The sequence below is a fragment of the Actinomadura sp. GTD37 genome (genome assembly GCF_041951365.1).
In the GTDB taxonomy this organism is placed as follows: domain Bacteria; phylum Actinomycetota; class Actinomycetes; order Streptosporangiales; family Streptosporangiaceae; genus Spirillospora.
Genome location: NZ_JBGNUS010000001.1, coordinates 1,713,286 through 1,732,196 on the forward strand (window position 1 = coordinate 1,713,286; position 18,911 = coordinate 1,732,196).

The following is an 18,911-nucleotide window of genomic DNA, read 5'->3' on the forward strand; positions in this document are numbered from 1 at the left end:
CCGGGGTTCACGGTCGTCCGGCCGGGAATCACATTGCCCGCACACGCGTTGACCTAGTAACGTCAAGGTGCGGACGTCCGCGGACGGCCGTTTTGACAACTCAACATGGGGGTGACCGGCTTCGACTTCGGTCGTTCGAGCCAGGGGAAGCGGGTCGAGGGTTGCTGTCGTGACCTCGTTAATCCTGTGACAGCAAACCAATAACTGCCAACAAGAAGCAGTCTGAGTTCGCCCTCGCCGCCTGAGCGAGGAGCGAACTCTGTCAGCCCGGTAGCGTCTCCGAGCCGGGGTCTGGCATCGTAAGGAGACTCCACCTACCGACCCGGTCGCGGAGCCGGTAGGGAAAACAAACAGCGACTGAGCCCGTCGGCGACACGCCTGCGTGAGCGCCGGGGCTGAGAAAACGCCGAGCAGGCTGCACCCGGAGAAGCCCTGGCCCTTCACCGAAGGACGCGGGTTCGATTCCCGCCACCTCCACGGCATGTGAAGCCGCCGATCAGACTCGTCTGGTCGGCGGCTTTTCGCATGCGCCCACTCCGGGCGCGGGCGTGCCGGCGGAGTACCGTGTTGCGATCAGCGCCGTCGGAGAAGCAGGGGAATAGGGGCCGCAAGTGGCTGAGACCATCAAGGCCGGCGTGCCCGACGCGCCCTCCGGGCTGACAGTCTGCCTGTCCTTCGACTTCGACGCGCTGAGCGGGTGGGTCGCGGGTTCCCAGAATCCGGCCGATGTCTCCCGGGGAGAGTACGCCGCCGTGGCCGTGCCCCGCGTCCTCGACCTCCTCGACCGCCACGGCATCAAGGCCACGTTCTTCGTTCCGGGGCACACCGCGCTCGCCTACCCGAACCACGTGCGCGACATCCAGCGCAGGGGCCATGAGATCGGCCATCACGGGTGGGCGCACGAGGCCGCGGCCGAGTTCGACGACGACACGCAGCGAGAGATCTTCGCCAAGGGGATCGACGCGCTGGAGAAGGTCACGGGAGAGCGCCCGGTCGGCTACCGCGCGCCCCGCGGAAGCTACAACTCGACCTCGATCGACATCCTCGCCGAGAACGACTTCCTCTACAACTCTCACTTCGGCGCATCGGACTTCCAGCCCTACTACCTGCGCCAGGGCGACAAGTGGTCCGCCACCGACGAGTACACGTTCGGCACCACCATCGACCTGGTCGAGATGCCGTTCGCCTGGCACATGGACGACTTCGTCCACTTCGAGTTCTACGGCGGGTTCAGCACCACGCTCAATTCCCCGTCGGCCGTTCGCGAGGTCTGGCAGGCCGAGTTCGACTATGCGTACCTGAACGAGCCCGGCGGTGTCGTCGTCATCTGCATGCACCCCGAGGTGATCGGGCGCGGCTCGCGCATCATGATGCTGGATTCGCTGATCAGCTACATGGCGGGGCATCCCGGCGTGCGCTTCGAGCGGATGCGGGACTACGCCGAGGAATGGAGCGGGGCCAACTCCGTCGAGACCTGGCTGGCCTCCTCGTCCCCGCTCGTTCCTCGGCCGTACTCCGGGTAGTCCCCTCCGCCGGGTTCACGGGTGGCGGTCAGCCGGTCTCCTCGGGTTCGAGCTGCTGCTGGAGATAGGTGATCAGTGCGCGGGCGGTGGGCTGCTCCCACAGCAGGGTCGGGGGCAGTTCGATGCCGTAGGAGCGGGTCAGCCGTGCGCGGAGCCTGACGGTCATGACCGAGTCCAGCCCCATCTCGGCCAGCGGCCGCCGCTGGTCGATCTCGGCGGGATCCATGCTCAGTTCGGCGGCGATCTGGGCGCAGACGTCGGTGGGCAGGTCCTCCGAGCGGGCCGTCGCGCCGGCCGTTTCGGGGACGTCGTCGGTGACGGTCAACCGGCTCAGGACCACCGGCGGCGCGGGCGTGGGCACGATGCGCGCGATGGCGAGGTAGGACGAGCCGAGGCGTTCGGCCAGGCGCCACGCCTCGAACGCCTCCGTCGCCGAGAGCGCGTCGAGGCCGCGCGCGTTGGCCTCGGCCAGTCCGGCGCTGTTGGACTCCGACATGCCCATGTCCCGCCACGTCATCCAGCCCAGGCTGATCGTGTCCGGGCGGTGGGCCGCCAGGGCGTCGAGGTAGGAGTTGGCGGCGGCGTAGGCGGCCTGGCCCGTGATGCGGGCGTACTGCCCGCTTGAGGAGAACAGGGCGAAGAAGTCCAGGCTGCCCGGCGGGAAGAGGCGGTGCAGGGTCATCGCTCCGTCCGCCTTGGGCCGCATGACCTCGGCGAGCGCGGACTCGCCGAGGTCGATGAGCCGGGTGTCCCGGACGACGCCGGCGGCGTGGACGATGCCGCGGACCGGCGGCATGTCCAGTGCCGTGTGGTCGAGCGAGGCGGCGGCTTGGTCGGCGTCGGCGATGTCGCAGGCGACCACGCGGACCATCACGCCGAGCGCCTCCAGCGCGCGCACCGAGTTGATCTGCCGCTGGACGGCGGCGTCGGCGACGGCGTCCCACTCGGGACGGGGCGGCAGCCCCCGGCGGCCGACCAGGACCAGCCGGCGGGCGCCGCGGCCGGCGAGCCAGTGGGCGACCTCCAGGCCGAGCGCGCCCAGCCCGCCGGTGATCAGGTAGGTGGAGTCGGGGCGGCAGACGGCGGCGGGCCGGTCCGGGGTCCGCTGGACCGAGGCCAGGCGGGCGGTGAGGTCGGCGTCCGGCGTCAGGGCGATGACGTCCTCGCCCGCGCCGGTGCGGAGCACCTTGAGGAGCCGTTCGCCGGTGGGCTCGCCCTCGATGTCGATCAGGCCGCCCCAGATGTCGGGGTGCTCGCCGGCGATGATGCGGGCGATCCCGGGGACGGAGGCGTGCGCCAGTTCGCGGCCGTCGCGCACGCCGCGGGTGAGGGACCACAGCGTCACCGGGTCGGGCAGCGCGTGCAGTTCCTGCGCGGCGCGGGCGAGGGCCATGGCGTTGCGCCGGGCCGCGGCGGGCGGGGACTCCCCGGGTTCGGGCGGCGACGCGGGCAGCAGCACGGTGCCCGGCCGCAGTGCCGCCGCCTCCTGCGGGGTCTCCGCGTACCGGCAGGCCACGCCCGCCTGGGCCAGCCGCTCCCCGTCACCCGCGTGGTCGCCGATCAGCACGACCGGCTCACGAAGTTCTTGGAACGTTCCATTTTCTAGGGGGACCCAGGTGAGCTCGTGGACGAGCCGCTGCGGCGGGGCGAACGCGCCGGGCGGGCCGTCGAGCAGGTCGAAGCGCAGGCCGGTGATCCGGGCGAGGACCCGGGTGCTCTCATCGGCGATGGACACGTCGATCCTGTCGCCGTCCAGGCGCGCGTGGACGAGGGCGCGGCGGGGCGGCTCGCCCTCGACACCGGTCGCCGTGATGTGCGCGGGCATCCGGAGCGACTCGTCGTCGGGCAGCAGCAGCGGGGTCATGGTCAGGGCGCCGTCCAGCAGCGGCGCCCAGCTCGGACCCGCCGGCGCGGTGAGGGTGGCGATGAGCTCGCCGTCCCCCCGGCGCAGCTCCTCGACGCCCCAGCTGAAGCCGTATCCGCCGATTCCGCGGCGGCGGAACAGCTCCTCGATCCGCTCCCACGGCCACTGGTCGCCGCACCTCGCCCGCAGCGCGGCGGGGTCGTCCGGCCAGGCCGGCGGGGCCTCGGACGGGACGACGGTCGCGGTCGTGTGGGTGATCCAGCCCTCGTCGCCGCCGGTCGCGTCCTCGGTCAGCCGGGTGCACAGCCGCAGGTGGTCGTCCTGCTGGATCACCTGGACGTCGCGGGGCGCGGTGACGGCGACCGGGATCCGCAGGTCGATGTCCGCGAGCGCCGCGCCTCCCGCCGTGAAGAAGGTGTTGAGCAGCACGGCCGCCGGGACGATCTCGACGTCGTGCACCGGGTGGCTGTCCGGGTAGGGGCGGCGGTCGTAGTCGAGGTGGGTCTGCCACAGGCGGGTCGGCGAGGCGCCGTTCACCGTGGTCTTCGCTCCGAGCAGCGTGTGGCCGGCTGGATCGTGGCCGCCGCCCCGGGCCGCGCGGCCGGTCGCCTCCGGCCAGAAGGGCCGCCGCTGCCAGGCCGTGGTGGGCAGGTCCAGCGGCGGAGCGGGGGAGTGCAGCGCGGACCAGTCGATCCGGGCGCCGCGGCAGTGCAGTTCGCCGAGGTTGCCCAGCAGCGTCTCGAGTTCGGGGCGGTCGCGGCGGAGGGTGTGGGCCACCGCGCCCTCCTCGACCTCCAGGTCTTCGAGGATCTCGCTGATGGAATGGCTCACGATGGGGTGGCTCGACACCTCCACGAACAGCCGGTGCCCGTCGGCGGCGGCCGCCGCGACCGCGTCGGTGAAGAGGACGGGCCGTTGCAGCATCGCCCGCCAGTAGGCGGCGTCCCGGGCGGCGGGCGAGCGCGGGTCATCGGTCACCGAGCTGTACAGCGGCACGGCGGGGGACACGCAGGCGAGCTCCCGGGCGGCGGCCGCGACGTCGTCGAGCAGCGGGTCCATGAACGGGCTGTGGAACGGCACGTCCGTGCCCACCTGCCGGACGGTGATCCCTTCCTCGGCGCACTCGGCCTCCAAGACGCGCAGGGCCTCGCCGCTTCCGGAGACCACCGACCAGTCGGGGGCGGCGTCGACGGCCGCGACCAGGTCGGCGCGGTCGGTCAGGCGCTTGCTCGCCTGCTCGAAGGGCAGCGCGACCATGGCCATGCCGCCCTTTCCGGCGGCGCGCCGGATCACCTGCGCCCGGCGGCAGGCGAACCGGGCGGCCTGCGTCCGGTTCAGCGCGCCGGCCACCACCGCGGCCGAGATCTCGCCGACGGAATGCCCGACGATGGCGCCGGGACGCAGGCCCCGCGCCCGCCACAGGTCGGCCAGGGCGACCTGCATGGCGAAGGTGATGGCCTGCACGCGGGCGGCGGAGCGCCAGTCGCCTTCCATGAGGGCCTGGCGCGGCGAGAGCCCCATCTCCTCCTGGTACACGGGCTCCAGCTCGTCGATCGCGGCGGCGAACACCGGCTCGTCGGCCAGCAGTTCGCGGCCCATGCCGTCCCATTGGGCGCCGTGGCCGGAGAACACCCACACGGGGTCGGCCCGGTCGAGCGCCCGGACCGGCGCCGGCGCGGCGGCCAGCCGCTCCGCGAGCTGCGCGGTGCCGGCGGCCACGACCGCCGAGCGGTAGGCGAGATGGGACCGGCGCTGGGCGAGGGTGTGGCCGATGGAGGCCGCCGGGGCGTCCGGATGGGCGGCGATCCAGTCGGCGAGCCGGGCGGCCTGGGCGTGTACGCCGGCCTCCGACATCGCCGAGAGCGGGAAGACCCAGGGGCCGGTGACCGCCTGATCGGCCGCGCCGCGCACCGTTGCCGGGGCGCCCGTGGACGAGGCTCCGGCGGACGGGGCGCCGGTGGCCGGTCCGGTGGAGGGCGGCGCCTGCTCCACGATCACGTGCGCGATGGTGCCGCCGACGCCGAAACTCGACACCGCGGCCCGCGCGGGCCCGTCCTGGTCGGGCCACGGGGTCAGCGCGGGCACCACCTTCAGGCCGCACCGGTCCCAGTCCAGGGCATCGGTCGGCTCGCTGTGCAGGCTCGCCGCGATCTGCCGGTTCCGCAGGCACAGCACCGCCTTGATCACCCCGGCGATCCCGGCGGCGGCCTCCAGGTGGCCGATGTTCGGCTTGACCGAGCCGATCAGGCAGGGCCGGTCCGCCGGGCGGCCGGTCCCGAAGAACCCGGCCAGCGCGCGCGCCTCGACCGGGTCGCCCGCGGGCGTGCCGGTGCCGTGCGTCTCGATGTAGCCGACGCTGGACGGGGAGACGCCGCTCCGCGCGTACACCTGGCGCAGCATGCGCTCCTGGGCGGCGCCGTTGGGCGCCATCATGTCCTCGCCGGTCCCGTCGTGGAAGACGCCTCCGCCGCGGACGAGCGCCAGCACCGGGTCGCCGTCGCGCTGCGCGTCGGCGAGGCGTTTGAGGACCACCACGCCCACGCCCTCACCGCGCCCGTATCCGTCGGCGGCGGCGTCGAAGCTCTTGCTGCGGCCGTCGGGGGCGGTCGCGCCGGCCGCGTTCAGGACGATCTGGATGCCGGGAGCGGCCATCACGTTGGCGCCGCCGGTGATGGCCAGGTCGACCTCTTCCCGCCACAGGTGCTGGCACGCCATGTGCAGCGCGGTGAGGGACCCGGCGCAGGCGGTGTCGACGGCCGTGCTCGGCCCGTGCAGGTCCAGGACGTGGGACAGCCGGTTGGCCAGGCCGAACATGTAGGTCCCGTTGAGGGCCCAGGCGTCCAGCCGGGGCAGGTCCTCCATGAGCCGGTCGCCGTAGTCGTGGGAGTTGCCGGCCATGAAGACGCCGGTGTCGGTGCCGCGCAGCGACCGCGGCGGGATCCCGGCGCGTTCCAGGGCCTCCCAGGAGGTCTCCAGGAGCATCCGCTGCTGCGGGTCGATCGACAGCGCCTCGCGCGGCGAGATGCCGAAGAAGGCGGCGTCGAAACCGGCGACGTCGGTGAGGTAGGCCGCGGGGCGCAGCGTGCGGGCCACCGCGGCGGCGGTCTCGGGGTCGGCGGAGGCGTAGGGCAGCCAGCGCTCGGGCGGGGCCTCGCCGATGCCGTCGCGGCCCTCGGCCAGGAGCGTCCAGAACTTCTCCGGGGTATCGATGTCGGGAGCGAAGCGGCACCCCATCCCGACGATGGCGATCGGCTCATCTGACATGGTCGTCCTCACAGAGTCGGTCATCGTGACGATCGTCGACCCGCGGGCAGGGCGCCGGGGCGGTGCCGGCGGCCGTCGGCAAGCGGGCGTGGAAGGCCCGCTACGCGGGCTGGGCGTCCTCAGGCGCGAGCAGTGCCAGGTCGGCCATGGTCGTGGTCGTGTTGAGGTCGACCTCGTCCAGCCACAGGCCGAGCCGCTCCTTGAGGTTGTGGCGCAGCCTGGTCATGGCCAGTGAGTCGAATCCCAGTTCTTCGAAGGTGGTGTCCGGGCCGAGTTCCCCGGGGGCCACCCCCGCGCTCTCGGCGATCAGCGCCGCCACTGCGGTCCGTACTTCGGCCATCACGCGGTTCCCTTCTCGCTGCGGCCAGGGCCGATCTTCGTGTGACGGGCCCTCTCATCACTGAGAGTAATATCACATGTACTCTAAGTCACATGGTGCACTTCAGAAGTACCTCGGCGGCCCCTGACCTGGGCCGCGGTCCGAGCCCTGCGCGGTCGGAGACCGGGTGGGACGAACCCGCGACGACGGGACGGTGACCTGATGGACGGCTTCACTCCCTGGCCCGCCGACGCCGAAGCGCGCTACACGGCGGAGGGCTACTGGGGCGACCGGCTGCTCGGAGACGTGCTGGACGGGCGCCCCGACCACATCGCGCTCGTCGCGGGCGCCGAGCGGCTGACCTATGCCGAGCTCGACCGGCGCGCCGACCGCACGGCGGCGGGCTTCCACCGCCTGGGGCTGCGCAGAGGCGACCGCGCGGTCGTCCAGTTGCCCAACAGCGCGGGCTTCGTCGTGACCTTCCTCGCGCTGACGCGCCTGGGAGTCGTGCCGGCGCTGGCACTGCCCGCGCACCGCGAGAGCGAGATCCGCTACCTGTGCGAGCACACGGAAGCACGCGCGTACATCAGCGCCGACCGCGACGGGTCCTTCGACTACCGCACGCTGGCCCGATCGCTGCCGGTCTCCGAAGTGGTCATCGACGGCGACGCAGAGGAGTTCACGGCACTCGGCGACCTGCAAGAGGACGCCGGAGACCTCCAGCAGACCGCTCGGCCGGGCCCGGCCGACGTCGCCGTGCTCCTGCTGTCGGGAGGGACCACCGGCCGGCCGAAACTGATCCCGCGCACCCACCGCGACTACCTCTACAACCTCCAGGCGAGCGCCGACGTCTGCGGTCTCGGGCCCGGCACCGTCTACCTGGCCGTCCTTCCGGTGGCGCACAACTATGCGCTGGCCTGCCCGGGGATTCTGGGCGCCTTCGCGCGCGGCGGCACCGCCGTGCTGTCGTCCGCCGCCTCGCCCGGCGCCGTGTTCCCCCTCCTGGCCCGCGAACGCGCGACCATGTCCGCACTGGTGCCGACGATCGCGTTCCAATGGCTGGAGGCGGCCCCCCACTCGTCCGAGGACCTCTCCTCGCTGGCGCTCGTCCAGATCGGCGGCGCCCGGTTCCCCGCCGAGAATGTCGCCCGGATGCGGGCCGTGCTCGGATGCCAGGTGCAGCAGGTCTTCGGCATGGCCGAAGGGCTGCTCTGCTTCACCCGGCTCGACGACCCGGTCGACCTGGTGGACGAAACGCAGGGCTCGCCCCTGTCGCCGGCCGACGAACTGCGCGTGGTGGACGCCGACGGCGTCGACGTCGCTCCCGGCGGAATCGGAGAACTCCTCACCCGCGGCCCGTACACGCTCCGCGGCTACTACCGCGCCGCCGAGCACAACGCCCGTTCCTTCACCGCCGACGGCTTCTACCGCACCGGCGACCTGGTACGCGTCCTGCCCTCGGGGCACGTCGTCGTGGAGGGGCGCAAGAAGGACCAGATCAACCGGGGCGCCGAGAAGGTCGCGGCGCCCGAGGTGGAGAAGCACCTCCTCACGCACCCGGCGGTGCTCGACGCCGCCGTGGTCGGCCTTCCCGACCCGGTCACGGGGGAGCGGAGCTGCGCGGTCCTCACCCTCCGGCCCACCTATGCGGACAGGGCGCCGACGCTGCGCGACATCAGGAACTTCCTGCGCGACCGCGGGCTGGCCTCCTACAAGTACCCCGACCAGATGGAACAGGTCGAAATCCTTCCCCGCACCGCCGTCGGGAAGGTCGACAAAGCACAACTGACCGCCCGGTTCTCCGAGACCGCCAGCGAGAGCGTGCGCTGACCGCCCGCTACTCGTACCTGCCTGTCGCCAAGGAAAGGGGACAAGAATGCGACTGCCATCCTCACGCCGTGTGCCGCCCGGGACGGTACCGCTCACCGCCGTCGACAAAGTCCTCAAGTTCGTGGACGAACACGAGGACACATCCCTGGCCACCGGCGGAATCCTGGTGGTGAACGGAGCCGCTCCCGACCTGGCCGCGCTGCGGGACCATGTCGGGAGCAGGCTGGACCAGGCTCCCGTCCTGGCGTTCGGGCTGGACCGGGCCACAGTGTGCTGGAAGCGGCAGGGCCCTGGCTTCGACGTCCGGCAACATGTCGGTGAACGGGTGCTGGAGCCCGGCGACGATCCGATGGCCGCGGTCCTCGATCTGCCGGACCTGTCTCACGGCCGCCCGCTGTGGGACCTCACCGTCCTGCACGGCTACGCGCCCGGCGAGTACATGGTGTGCTACCGGACCCACCACATGTTCCAGGACGGCTCGTCCCTGTTCGCCACGCTCGAAGCCCTGTTCGGCCGCCGGCGGCTGCCCCTGCCGTCCGTCCCGGTCCCGCGCGGCGGCGCCCCGGTCCCGCGCGGCGGCGCCCCGGCTCGCGGGCGCGCACGGCGCACGGACGCCCGGGAGTCCGCGGCCCGCACCTCGCGGCTGGTCAAGTCGATCCTGACCGATCCGGGGATCCCGCTGCGCCGCCGCGTCCCGTGGCTGCCCAACCAGCAACCGGTCAGCGGGGACTGCGTCTTCCGCGTCGTCGACCTGGACATCAAGCAGCTGCAGGAGGTCGCCCGCGCCGCCCAGGCCACTGTCAACCAGGTGTGCCTGGCGACCATCACCGGCGCGTTCCGCATGTGGACCCCGCGGGAATGGCAGGAGCCGCACCGCCGCCGGGACCTCACCATCTGGGTCCCGGTCAACCTCCGGCCGGCCGACCGCGCCGGAGCCCTGAGCAACTCCGTGGGCGTGCTCCCGGTGACGCTGGCGTGCGGCCGCTCCTCTCCCCGCGAGCACCTGCGCCAGGTCATGGAGCAGACCAGTGAGCAGCGGATCCGAACGCACCGTGACCGCGGACGGCTGCTCGCGGGCACTCCCTTCCCGGTGGCGAGGAGGCTCATCTACCGGTTCCTCGACCCCGGCCTCGTCAGCGCGTGCGTCTCGACGCTCCGGGTGGCGCCGCGGCTGTCCGTCCTCGGCGACCCCGTGCGCACCGTGCTCGCGGTCCCGGCGATGACGCCGATCCAGCGCCTCATCGTGGCGATCGTCCAGTACGAGACCTCGGTGACCGTCTGCATCCTCGCCGAGAAGTCGCTCACCGCCGATTCCTCGCCGACGACTCCCGACCACCTGGGAAAACTCTGCGGCGAAGCCTTGGCCGCCCTGCACCGCGCCTACACCTGACCATGCCCATCGTGAGCCGGGGACGACCGCGCACCCGGCGACGCACCGTTCGAGAACAGGACCATCCTCATGTCACCTCGACGCCGCCGCCGACCGCGACGTCCACTGGGCCGCATCGACCTGACGCCGTCTGACGAAGGGGCCGCCGTCGCAACCCTCGTAGTCGTCGAGGCGGCCGACGCGCCCGGTACGCCCGACGAGCTTCGTGCGCCCGGCTCCGCGAACGATGCTCCGCGCCGCTGGGGGATCATGGCCGTGGTGGGCATCGCCCAGCTCATGGTCGTGCTGGACGCCACGATCGTGAACATCGCGCTGCCCTCCGCGCAGGCGGACCTCGGCTTCTCCGACGCCGACCGGCAGTGGATCATCACCGCCTACGCGCTGGCGTTCGGGAGCCTGCTGCTCCTCGGCGGCCGGATCGCCGACCTGTTCGGCCGCAAGCCGACCTTCCTGGTGGGCCTCGCGGGGTTCGCCGTCATGTCGACCGCCGGGGGCGCCGCCCCCACGTTCGCGGTCCTCGTCGCCGCCCGCGCCGCCCAGGCCGTGTTCGGCGCCCTGCTCGCACCCGCGGCGCTGTCCCTGCTGACCACCACCTTCGACGACTCGGCCGAGCGCGGCAGGGCGTTCGGGATCTTCGGCGCCATCAGCGGCGGCGGCGGAGCGATCGGGCTGCTGCTCGGCGGCGTCCTCACCGAGTACCTGGACTGGCGCTGGACGCTCTACGTGAACATGGTGCTCGCCGCGATCCCGCTGCTCGGCGGCGTCCTCCTGCTGCGCAGGACTCCCCGCGACCCCGGTGCGAGGCTGGACGTCCTCGGCACCGTCCTCGCCTCCGCCGGGCTGTTCGGCCTCGTCTACGGCTTCGCCGGCGCCGAATCCCGCGGCTGGGGCTCGGTCCTCACCTGGGGCTGCCTCGCCGGCGCCGCGGTCCTGCTCGCCGCGTTCGCGGGCTGGCAGACCCGCGCCGCCCGGCCGCTGCTGCCGCTGCGCGTCCTGACCGACCGGAACCGCGCCGCCTCCTACCTGGCCGTCCTGATCGTCGGGGCCGGCATGTTCGGCATCTTCCTCTTCCTGACGTACTACCTCCAGCAGGGCCTCGGCTACAGCCCCGTCAGGACGGGATTGGCGTTCATGCCGCTGGTCGCCGCGACCATGGTCAGCGCCTCGCTGTCCGCCGCGGCGCCGTTCGTCCGGATCGGACCCAAGCCGATCGTGCCGGTCGGCATGGGAATCGCCGTCGCGGGCGTCGTCCTGCTGGCCCGTCTCGATCTCGCCAGCACCTACCCGGCCCACGTCCTGCCGGCGCTCATCCTGCTGGGCGTCGGCTTCGGCCTCGTCATCGCGCCGTCGATCAGCCTGGGCACCGCCGGCATCGACCCGGCCGACTCCGGCGTCGCGTCCGCGACCGTCAACGCCGCCCAGCAGGTCGGCGGCTCGATCGGCCCCGCCGTGCTCACCACCGCGGCCGCGCAGGCCGTCGCCGGCTACGTCGCCGGCCGCGATCCCGCCGACCCCGCCGTCCGCGTCCACGCGGCGATGAAGGCGTACAGCACCGTCTACTGGTGGGCCGCGGGCCTCTTCGCCGTCGGCCTCGCCGTGACGTTCCTGCTCTTCCGCCCCGGCGCCTTCCCGAACTCCGGCGACGCGCGTCCATGATCCCGGCAGGGTCTGTCCAAGAGAGGAGCACAGTCGATGGACAAGGTGGAAACCGTGTTCATGAACAGCCCCGTGCGGCGGGCGATGCAACGCCGGCTCGCGCTGCCGCTGATGGGGCGCTGCGGCGGCCCGCTCCCCGGGGGGAGCCGGGTGCTGGAGATCGGCTGCGGGTCCGGGTACGGCTCCCGGCTCCTGCTCGAAGAGTGGGGAGCCGGGCACGTGGACGCCGTCGATCTGGATCCGGCGATGGTGCGGCGGGCCCGGCGGCGGCTGGTGCCGCACAGCGGCCGCGTGCGGGTCGGAGTCGCCGACGTCACCGACCTCGGCGCACTGGTGCCCGCGGACGGGGAGTACGACGCGGTCGTCAACTTCGGCATCCTGCACCACGTCCTCGACTGGCAGGCGGCCGTGCGGGAAGTGGCCCGCGTCCTGAAACCGGGCGGCACGTTCTACTTCGAGGAGCTCACCAAGCAGGGGCTCCAACGGCCGCACCTGCGGCACAATCGCGCCCATCCCACCGAGAACCGCTTCACCGGCCCTGAGTTCGTCGACGAACTGGAGGCCCAGGGGCTGACGGTGCTGGGGCGTCGCGACCCGTTCTTCGGGGACATGATCTACGGCGGATCCCGGCGGGACGGCTGACGGGAGTTCGATCCCAGGAACCGTCAAACGGCCGAGAGTCGGACGGGCAGCCCGTTCTTCGGCACCAGCGAGGTCATGCGTATCCGCCATTGGCGGCCCTCGGGGATGCTCCAGCGGTGGTTGAGCAGCATCTGGTGCAGGATGCTTTTGAAGTGCACGTCCGCGAAGTGCGCGCCGATGCACCTGTGGGCGCCGCCGCCGAATGGCGCGCAGGCGTACTTGTGCGCCTTGTCCTCGCAACGCGGCGCGGAGAAGCGCTCGGGATCGAACCGTTCCGGGTCGGTCCAGTACTCGGGCATGTGGTGATTGGTGAGCAGCGGCACCAGCACCAGTGATCCGGACGGAATGTGGCGGCCGAGGATCTGGGTGTCCTTGACGGCCCGGCGGGGCAGCATGGACGGCGACGTCACCAGCCGGAGCGCCTCCTTCATCACCAGGCCGGCCGAGGGGAGAGAGTCCATGTCGCCGAACTCCAGCGCGGGTTTGCCGAGTGCCCGCGACTCGTCCCGCAGCCGGTCCTGCCATTCCGGGGACGCGCCGAGGTGATAGGCCGCCGTGGCGAGCGTGGTGGCGGTGGCGTCGTGCGCCGCCTGCAGCATGAAGACCATGTGGTCGACGACGTCCTCGTCGGTGAACGCGCGCCCGTCGTCGGTCTCGGCCCGGCAGAGCATGGCGAACAGGTCGTCGCCTCCGCCGCGCCGCTTGGCGGGCAGGTGCCGGCGCACGTACTCCTCCAGCATCCGGCGAGCCTGGAGGCCCCTGTGCCAGCGCAGCCCCGGCACCGGAAACCGCACGACGGCCCCGCCGGCGCCCATGGCGTCGTTGAGGGCCCTGGTGACCTGGACGGCTTCGGGCCGCTCTATCGGGACGCCCATGAAGACGTCGACGACGGAGGCGAGCGTGAGCACCTTGATGTGGTCGTACATGTGGAAGGCGCGGCCGTGCTCCCACGCCTCGACGTCGCTCGTGGTGAGTGCCGCCAGCGCGCTGGTGTACGAGCGCAGCCGGTCGCGGGTGAACGCCCGCTGCATGATCCGCCGGTGGTGGAGATGCTCGTCGGAGTCCAGGGCCAGCAGGCCGCGGGGGAAGAACGGGCCCAGGAACTCCTGCCAGGCGGGCCCGTGGGCGAAGGCCCCGTCGCGGTCGACCAGGACCGCCTCGGCGGCCTCCGGCCCGTGGACGACCACGGCCCGCCTGCCGAACAGCCAGGCCCACGTGACCGGGCCGAACTCCCGGTACTGGTCGTGGGTGACCGCGAATGGCCGCCGTATGAACTGCACGGTGTTCCCGATGAACGGAAGACCGGGCCGCCCGCGCACCGGTTCGAGGCCGCTGCCTTCCGGTGGCGGAGCGAGAATCCTGACTGCCATGGGCCCTCCTCAGGGAACCTGAGGTACATTTGCGCCGCGCTCGGCCGCATCCCCTTTCGCCTCATTCGCGATGAGGTGCCTTGGGCCCTGTTTCCGGGATTCAAGTGGCCATGTGGGCTAATGCGTAGATCGTGGGAAGATTTTCGATCGGGGCTCGAACGGCCGATCACGCTGGGCCGGCGCGGCCCGTTCTTCGGCGCCGGAATTCCTCCGGCCGCGGACACGCCACTGGGGCGGTGGCTTTATGACGGGTCCTGGGGCGCGGCGCGGTCGTGCCGCAGCCGGGCGTTGATGCGCTGGGCTTCGGCGAGCTGGTCTTCCAGGATGATGATGCGGCAGGCCGCCTCCAGCGGAGTGCCCTCGTCGACCAGGTCGCGGGCGCGCTGCGCGAGGCGCAGCTGGTAGCGGGAGTAGCGGCGGTGCCCGCCGGCCGAGCGCTGCGGGACGATCAGCCGGGCGGTGTCGAGGCTGCGCAGGAACGCCGGGGTGACGCCCAGCATCTCCGCCGCGCGGCCCATGCTGTAGGCCGGGTAGTCGTCATCGTCGAACTTGTCTTCCAGACGGCCGGACTCGTCCTGGCCGGTGGACTGCGCGTGCTGCTGGTCTTGGTGGGACGCCTTCATAAACCTTCCGTACTGCCTCGGGCCGGCAGTGACGACGACAGGGGCCCCGGCGCCAGACTGCGGCGCCGGGGCCCAGAGTTGCAACACCATCTACCAGCCGTGACCGGCTGGTCTTCCGCGTCCGCCCAGAACGGGGCGAGTACGCGGGGATCGCGGATGCGTGACCGGAGACCACCGTCCTATCTGTGGGGCTGCGGTACCCGCGCGGCGTGAATCGTGCCTGCGACGGGCGATCCTGATGGCGTCGAACCCTCCTTTCTGCGACATCACTTCCGATAATGCGTGTTTCCGTGCGTACTACTTCGTGCTCTGTACTGCCGCTCCCGGCGGCCCGCAGGCCACCGGGTCGGCCGGCCGCCGGAGCCCCTTCCACTGCGCTGGCCCCGGCTAACCCGGCCGATGTCGTCCGTACCTCACGGCAGTTCGTCCTCTGCCGCTTCCCGTTGACTCGTCTCTTGTTGATGTCAGGAACACTACCCGCCGTTCGCTCGAAAATCTACCTCGGCCACTACAGAGTTTCGTAGATCACATCGCCTGGTTGTCTTCGTCCGCCGCGAGCGCTCTGACCCGCGCGCCGGTACGGGTCGGTAGAGTCGGGCGCGTCGACCAGTGCGAGAGGGAGCCGGATGCCGGGTTCGGGGAGCGGGTACCGGGCGCGCTGGGAGGAGCACAACTCCGCGCGCCAGCTGATGATCCTGCGCGCCGCCGTGGAACTCCTCGAAGAGACCCCGCCCGGCACGCGCATCCCGGTGCAGCGGATCGCGGAGCGGGCCGGGCTCGCGAAGTCCGTCGTGTACCGCCGGTTCGGCGACCGCGACGACCTGGACCGCCGCATCAGGTCCTACCTCGTCGACGACTTCGCGAGCGTGCTGTCGGCGAAGCTCGACATCTCGCACGGTTCGGTCGAGGAGATCCTCGGCAGGTCCATCGACACGGTCGCCGGGTGGATGTCGGAGCACCCCCGCCTGCACGACTTCATGCGGCAGGGGCCGACCCACTACGACGACGCGGGCGTCGACGCGGTCAGCAGCCTCAGGGGGCGGATCGCGCTCCGGGCACGCGAGGTCATCGGCGCCTTCCTGGCGTCGTTCGACCTCGACGACGGCGGCCTGGAGTCGCTCCCGCTGGCCATCGTGACGATGGTGGAGGGCATGCTGACGCAGTGGGTGCGCGACCCGGCGCCCGGCAGGACCCGTCCGGAGATCGTGGCCGACCTCACCGCCTACGCGTGGTTCATGCTGGACGGCGCCGCGCGGTCGCTGGGCCTCGTCATCGACCCCGCGACCGAGCTCCGGACGGTCGTCGAGCGGATGACCCGCGGCGTCACGGTGTGAGCGCGGGCCGCCGCTCCAGCAGTGCCGCGAGCTCGCCCCGGCCGGTGCCGGGCTCGGCGAGGACGCCCGCGTTGTAGTCGTCCACCAGGGCCCGCACGGTCTCCAGCGCGCACGACTTGTTCGTGCCGATGAAACCGGTCGGGCCGCGCTTGATCCAGCCGGCGACGAACGCGCCCGGCACGGCCCGGCCGGTGCGCGGGTCGACGACGCGGCCGTGCTCGTTCGGCACGGTGCCGGTCGCGTCGTCGAACGGCAGCCCCGGGACGGGCAGCCCGCGGTAGCCGATCGCCGACAGCACGAGCCCGGCGTCCACGGTCTCCGTCCGGCCGGTCGGCTCGGCGCGGGCGCCGTCCCCGGCGAGCGCGTTGCGCCCGAACTCGACGCCCTCGGCGCGGTCCCGCCCGAGGATCCGCAGCGGCGACAGCAGGTAGCGCAGCCGGATCCGGCGCGGCGCGTCCGTGCCGGGGGCGAGGCCGCGCAGCACGTCCAGCTTGGGGTCGGCAGGGCCGGGGCCGAGGTCGTCCGGCGGGACGGTGACGCTGACGCCGGGCGTCGAGCGGAGGCCGACCAGTTCGGGCAGCGTGAACGCCGACTGCGCGGGCCCGCGCCGCCCGGCCACCACGACCTCCTCGACGCGGCTGCGGCGCAGCGCGTCCAGCGCGGCGGGGGCGATGTCGGTGCCGGCGAGGGCGGCCGGGCCGACGGTGAGGATCCGGGCGACGTCGAGCGCGACGTTGCCGTTGCCGATCACCACGGCGCGGGGGTGCGACAGGTCGAACGTCCGGTCGGCGAAGTCGGGGTGGCCGTTGTACCAGGCGACGAACTCGGTGGCGGACGCCGTGCCGGGCAGCCCGGCCCCCGGGACGTCGAGCGGGCGGTCCGCCGAGGCGCCGACCGCGTAGACGACCGCGTGGTGGTGGGCGAGGAGATCGTCGTGCGTGACGTCCTTGCCGACCTCGACGTTGAGGAACAGGTCGAGGCCGTCCTGCTCGCGGATGCGGTCGAACTGCGCGGCCACCCCCCGCGTCCGCCGGTGGTCGGGCGCCACGCCCGTCCGCGCCAGCCCGTAGGGCATCGGGAGCCGTTCGACCATGGTGACCCGCGCGCCCGGAACGGTGAGCACCTCGTCGGCCGCGTACATCGCGGCCGGGCCGGAGCCGACGACGGCGACCCGCAGCGGGCGCGGCCGTTCGCGGACCTCCAGCGGCGGCACCACCGGCGCGAGCAGCGGCCGGGGCCGCGGGACGTCGTAGAACGCGGAGTTGATCGACAGGAAGTCGTGTTCGTCCTCGGCCAGCCTCGTGTGCGGTTTGATCGCGTCCACCGGGCACGCCGCGACGCACGCGCCGCAGTCGACGCACGCGGCCGGGTCGATGTAGAGCATCTCCGCGGACGCGAAGTCCGGCTCGTCCGGCGTCGGATGGATGCAGTTGACCGGGCACGTGTAGACGCAGGACGCGTCGCCGCAGCACGACTGGGTGACGACGTGCGGCATCAGGCGAGCCCGCGCGCTTCGCGGTGCGGCTCGCCCCGGTACCGCGAGGGCCTCCCATCGATGTGCAGCAGCTTCCACAGGCGCTTGGCGGGCGGCGTCATCAACCCGAGGTCGTCGGCGAGCCCGCGCATGTCGCCGAAGTAGCCGGCGAGGATCGCGCGGGAGTGCGGGCTGCGCCAGAACGCCTCTTTGAAGACCTTGCGCGGGATGCCGAACTCCTTGGCGAACGAGCGCGGCGGCGTCATGATCTCCCCGGCCAGCCAGCGCATCGCGAGGGGGAACACGAGCGCGCACGCCGCCCGGCTCACCGGGTTCATCCGCGCGACGCGCACGCGGAGGAAGTCGCCCGCGAACGAGATGTGCCGCGCCTCCTCGGCGATGTGGATCTCCATCGTGCGCAGCATCGCGGGCGGGACGGCCTCGCCCGAGCGGATGAGCGCCTTCTGGTAGTGGTCGATGGGCTCCTCGCCCGCGAGGATCCCGATGAACAGGACCACGTGCGCGTAGCCGCCGGCCACGCCGATCAGCGGCGACAGCCTCCGGAACCACGTCCGCATGCCGGGGACGTCGACGCCGATCCGGTTGACGAGCTCCTGGAACATCTGGATGTGGTTGCACTCCTCGGTCATCTCGTGGAGGCAGTAGCGGAACTCGGCCGACCCGTTGGGCAGCTTCATGATGAACTGCATCATTCCGCGGATCAGGATGCTCTCGAACGCGGCCCCGACCCTGATCGAGTTGGCCATGCGCCATCTCCCGATCGCGATCCGCCGCTCCAGCGGCAGTTCCCGGTACCACCGGGTCGCGCCCAGCGGGTCGATCTCCGGCGACAGCACCCAGCGCGGGTCGTCCGGGTCGAGGGCGAACTCCGGCGCGTCCCAGTCGATGTCGAGGAAGGGGTCGAAGCGCCGGCGCACCGACCCCTCGGACAGCGTCCGCAGCAGGTCCCGGTACGCCTGGTCGAACGGGTCGGCTCCGGTGGAAGTGGACAGCGTCATCGAGCCCTCCTCGTCGCGGCGGATCCCGTCTCGCCTGCGGGGCGGCCGCCGCCGCGCCGGCCTCGCCCCGGTTCCGGAATTTACTGGGACGCTCTGTCCCATGCAAGAGGTCCGGCGCCGATGAGCCCGACGTCACCTTCGACCCGGCGTCACCCTCGCTCGGGCGGCGCGGCACCCCGAGGAGGGTGCTGCCGCCGCCCCCTTCGATCAGCCGGCCAGAAGGTGCTCGCGGCCGAACAGGGTCGCCGCGGCGCGGGCGGTCGGGGTGCCCGCGTCCAGGTCGGCGCCCGCGTCGCGGAGGACGGCCACCACCTCGTCCTCGCCCTTGAAGAGGGCGCCGGCGATGGGGGTCTGGTCGCGGGCGTTGCGCAGGTCCGGGTCGGCGCCGCGGGCCAGGAGCGCGCGCACCGTTCCGGCGTGGCCGTGGTAGGCCGCGAGCATGAGCAGGGTGTTCCCGGACGCGTCCGCCGCGTCGGCCGGCAGGCCGTGGTCGACGAACTCCGCGAGCTGGGCGGTGTCGCCCTCCCGCGCCAGGTCAGCGGCGATCGCCAGGACGCGTTCGGTCTGCTCCCCGGTCAGTGCGCCGTTGCTCATGGGTGTCCT

Annotated in this window: 13 protein-coding genes and 1 other RNA gene; 7 read left to right on the forward strand and 7 right to left on the reverse strand. The window is 72.4% G+C overall.

Annotation, left to right across the window (positions count from 1 at the left end):
• Positions 1-107: 107 nt before the first annotated feature.
• Positions 108-480: a transfer-messenger RNA gene (gene ssrA, locus ACA511_RS08255) on the forward strand.
• Positions 481-611: 131 nt separating this feature from the next.
• Positions 612-1,523, forward strand: a complete 912-nt coding sequence (locus ACA511_RS08260) for a polysaccharide deacetylase (protein ID WP_375023456.1) — start codon at positions 612-614, stop codon at positions 1,521-1,523.
• A gap of 28 nt (positions 1,524-1,551) precedes the next feature.
• On the opposite strand, the gene ACA511_RS08265 is transcribed toward ACA511_RS08260, so the two are convergent.
• Positions 1,552-6,675: a beta-ketoacyl synthase N-terminal-like domain-containing protein gene (locus ACA511_RS08265; protein WP_375023457.1), complete on the reverse strand. Its 5,124-nt coding sequence runs from the start codon at positions 6,673-6,675 to the stop codon at positions 1,552-1,554.
• Positions 6,676-6,751: 76 nt separating this feature from the next.
• A complete protein-coding gene (locus ACA511_RS08270; RefSeq protein WP_375023458.1) occupies positions 6,752-6,991 on the reverse strand; it encodes an acyl carrier protein in 240 nt (79 codons plus the stop codon).
• Between the two features lie 201 nt (positions 6,992-7,192).
• On the opposite strand from ACA511_RS08270, the gene ACA511_RS08275 reads away from it, so the two are divergent.
• The 4 genes from ACA511_RS08275 (at position 7,193) to ACA511_RS08290 (ending at position 12,488) form a co-directional block, all read left to right on the forward strand.
• Positions 7,193-8,800, forward strand: coding sequence for a (2,3-dihydroxybenzoyl)adenylate synthase (locus ACA511_RS08275; protein WP_375023459.1), 1,608 nt, complete (start codon positions 7,193-7,195; stop codon positions 8,798-8,800).
• Positions 8,801-8,870: 70 nt separating this feature from the next.
• Positions 8,871-10,190, forward strand: coding sequence for a wax ester/triacylglycerol synthase domain-containing protein (locus ACA511_RS08280; RefSeq protein ID WP_375023461.1), 1,320 nt, complete (start codon positions 8,871-8,873; stop codon positions 10,188-10,190).
• Positions 10,191-10,439: 249 nt separating this feature from the next.
• Positions 10,440-11,846, forward strand: coding sequence for an MFS transporter (locus tag ACA511_RS08285; RefSeq protein WP_375023462.1), 1,407 nt, complete (start codon positions 10,440-10,442; stop codon positions 11,844-11,846).
• 36 nt (positions 11,847-11,882) lie between these two features.
• Complete coding sequence (locus tag ACA511_RS08290) at positions 11,883-12,488, forward strand: class I SAM-dependent methyltransferase (RefSeq protein WP_375023463.1); 606 nt, start codon at positions 11,883-11,885, stop codon at positions 12,486-12,488.
• 23 nt (positions 12,489-12,511) lie between these two features.
• Here ACA511_RS08290 and ACA511_RS08295 read toward each other — a convergent pair whose 3' ends face one another.
• Positions 12,512-13,858, reverse strand: coding sequence for a cytochrome P450 (locus ACA511_RS08295; protein WP_375023464.1), 1,347 nt, complete (start codon positions 13,856-13,858; stop codon positions 12,512-12,514).
• 242 nt (positions 13,859-14,100) lie between these two features.
• Positions 14,101-14,376, reverse strand: a complete 276-nt coding sequence (locus ACA511_RS08300) for a MerR family transcriptional regulator (protein WP_375024711.1) — start codon at positions 14,374-14,376, stop codon at positions 14,101-14,103.
• A 731-nt stretch (positions 14,377-15,107) separates the two neighbouring features.
• Between ACA511_RS08300 and ACA511_RS08305 the strand changes: the two genes are divergently transcribed.
• Positions 15,108-15,815: a TetR family transcriptional regulator gene (locus ACA511_RS08305; protein ID WP_375023465.1), complete on the forward strand. Its 708-nt coding sequence runs from the start codon at positions 15,108-15,110 to the stop codon at positions 15,813-15,815.
• Here ACA511_RS08305 and ACA511_RS08310 read toward each other — a convergent pair.
• The 3 genes from ACA511_RS08310 to ACA511_RS08320 all read right to left on the reverse strand — a co-directional run bounded on the left by ACA511_RS08310 (position 15,805) and on the right by ACA511_RS08320 (position 18,902).
• Positions 15,805-17,310 carry an FAD-dependent oxidoreductase gene (locus ACA511_RS08310; RefSeq protein WP_375023466.1) on the reverse strand — a complete coding sequence of 502 codons (1,506 nt, stop codon included), beginning with the start codon at positions 17,308-17,310 and terminating at the stop codon, positions 15,805-15,807. The two genes, ACA511_RS08305 and ACA511_RS08310, sit on opposite strands and share 11 nt — an antisense overlap.
• A complete protein-coding gene (locus tag ACA511_RS08315; RefSeq protein WP_375023467.1) occupies positions 17,310-18,308 on the reverse strand; it encodes a diiron oxygenase in 999 nt (332 codons plus the stop codon). Before ACA511_RS08315 ends, ACA511_RS08310 begins: the two co-directional genes overlap by 1 nt.
• A 207-nt stretch (positions 18,309-18,515) precedes the next feature.
• Positions 18,516-18,902: an ankyrin repeat domain-containing protein gene (locus ACA511_RS08320; protein ID WP_375023468.1), complete on the reverse strand. Its 387-nt coding sequence runs from the start codon at positions 18,900-18,902 to the stop codon at positions 18,516-18,518.
• Positions 18,903-18,911: the final 9 nt, after the last annotated feature.

Bases quoted from the DNA above. Each gene is read 5' to 3' on its own strand.
- ACA511_RS08265 (WP_375023457.1), bottom strand. From the start codon at position 6,675: ATGACCGACTCTGTGAGGACGACCATGTCAGATGAGCCGATCGCCATC.
- ACA511_RS08270 (WP_375023458.1), bottom strand. From the start codon at position 6,991: ATGGCCGAAGTACGGACCGCAGTGGCGGCGCTGATCGCCGAGAGCGCG.
- ACA511_RS08275 (WP_375023459.1), top strand. From the start codon at position 7,193: ATGGACGGCTTCACTCCCTGGCCCGCCGACGCCGAAGCGCGCTACACG.
- ACA511_RS08285 (WP_375023462.1), top strand. From the start codon at position 10,440: ATGGCCGTGGTGGGCATCGCCCAGCTCATGGTCGTGCTGGACGCCACG.
- ACA511_RS08290 (WP_375023463.1), top strand. From the start codon at position 11,883: ATGGACAAGGTGGAAACCGTGTTCATGAACAGCCCCGTGCGGCGGGCG.
- ACA511_RS08295 (WP_375023464.1), bottom strand. From the start codon at position 13,858: ATGGCAGTCAGGATTCTCGCTCCGCCACCGGAAGGCAGCGGCCTCGAA.
- ACA511_RS08300 (WP_375024711.1), bottom strand. From the start codon at position 14,376: ATGGGCCGCGCGGCGGAGATGCTGGGCGTCACCCCGGCGTTCCTGCGC.
- ACA511_RS08305 (WP_375023465.1), top strand. From the start codon at position 15,108: ATGCCGGGTTCGGGGAGCGGGTACCGGGCGCGCTGGGAGGAGCACAAC.
- ACA511_RS08310 (WP_375023466.1), bottom strand. From the start codon at position 17,310: ATGCCGCACGTCGTCACCCAGTCGTGCTGCGGCGACGCGTCCTGCGTC.
- ACA511_RS08315 (WP_375023467.1), bottom strand. From the start codon at position 18,308: ATGACGCTGTCCACTTCCACCGGAGCCGACCCGTTCGACCAGGCGTAC.
- ACA511_RS08320 (WP_375023468.1), bottom strand. From the start codon at position 18,902: ATGAGCAACGGCGCACTGACCGGGGAGCAGACCGAACGCGTCCTGGCG.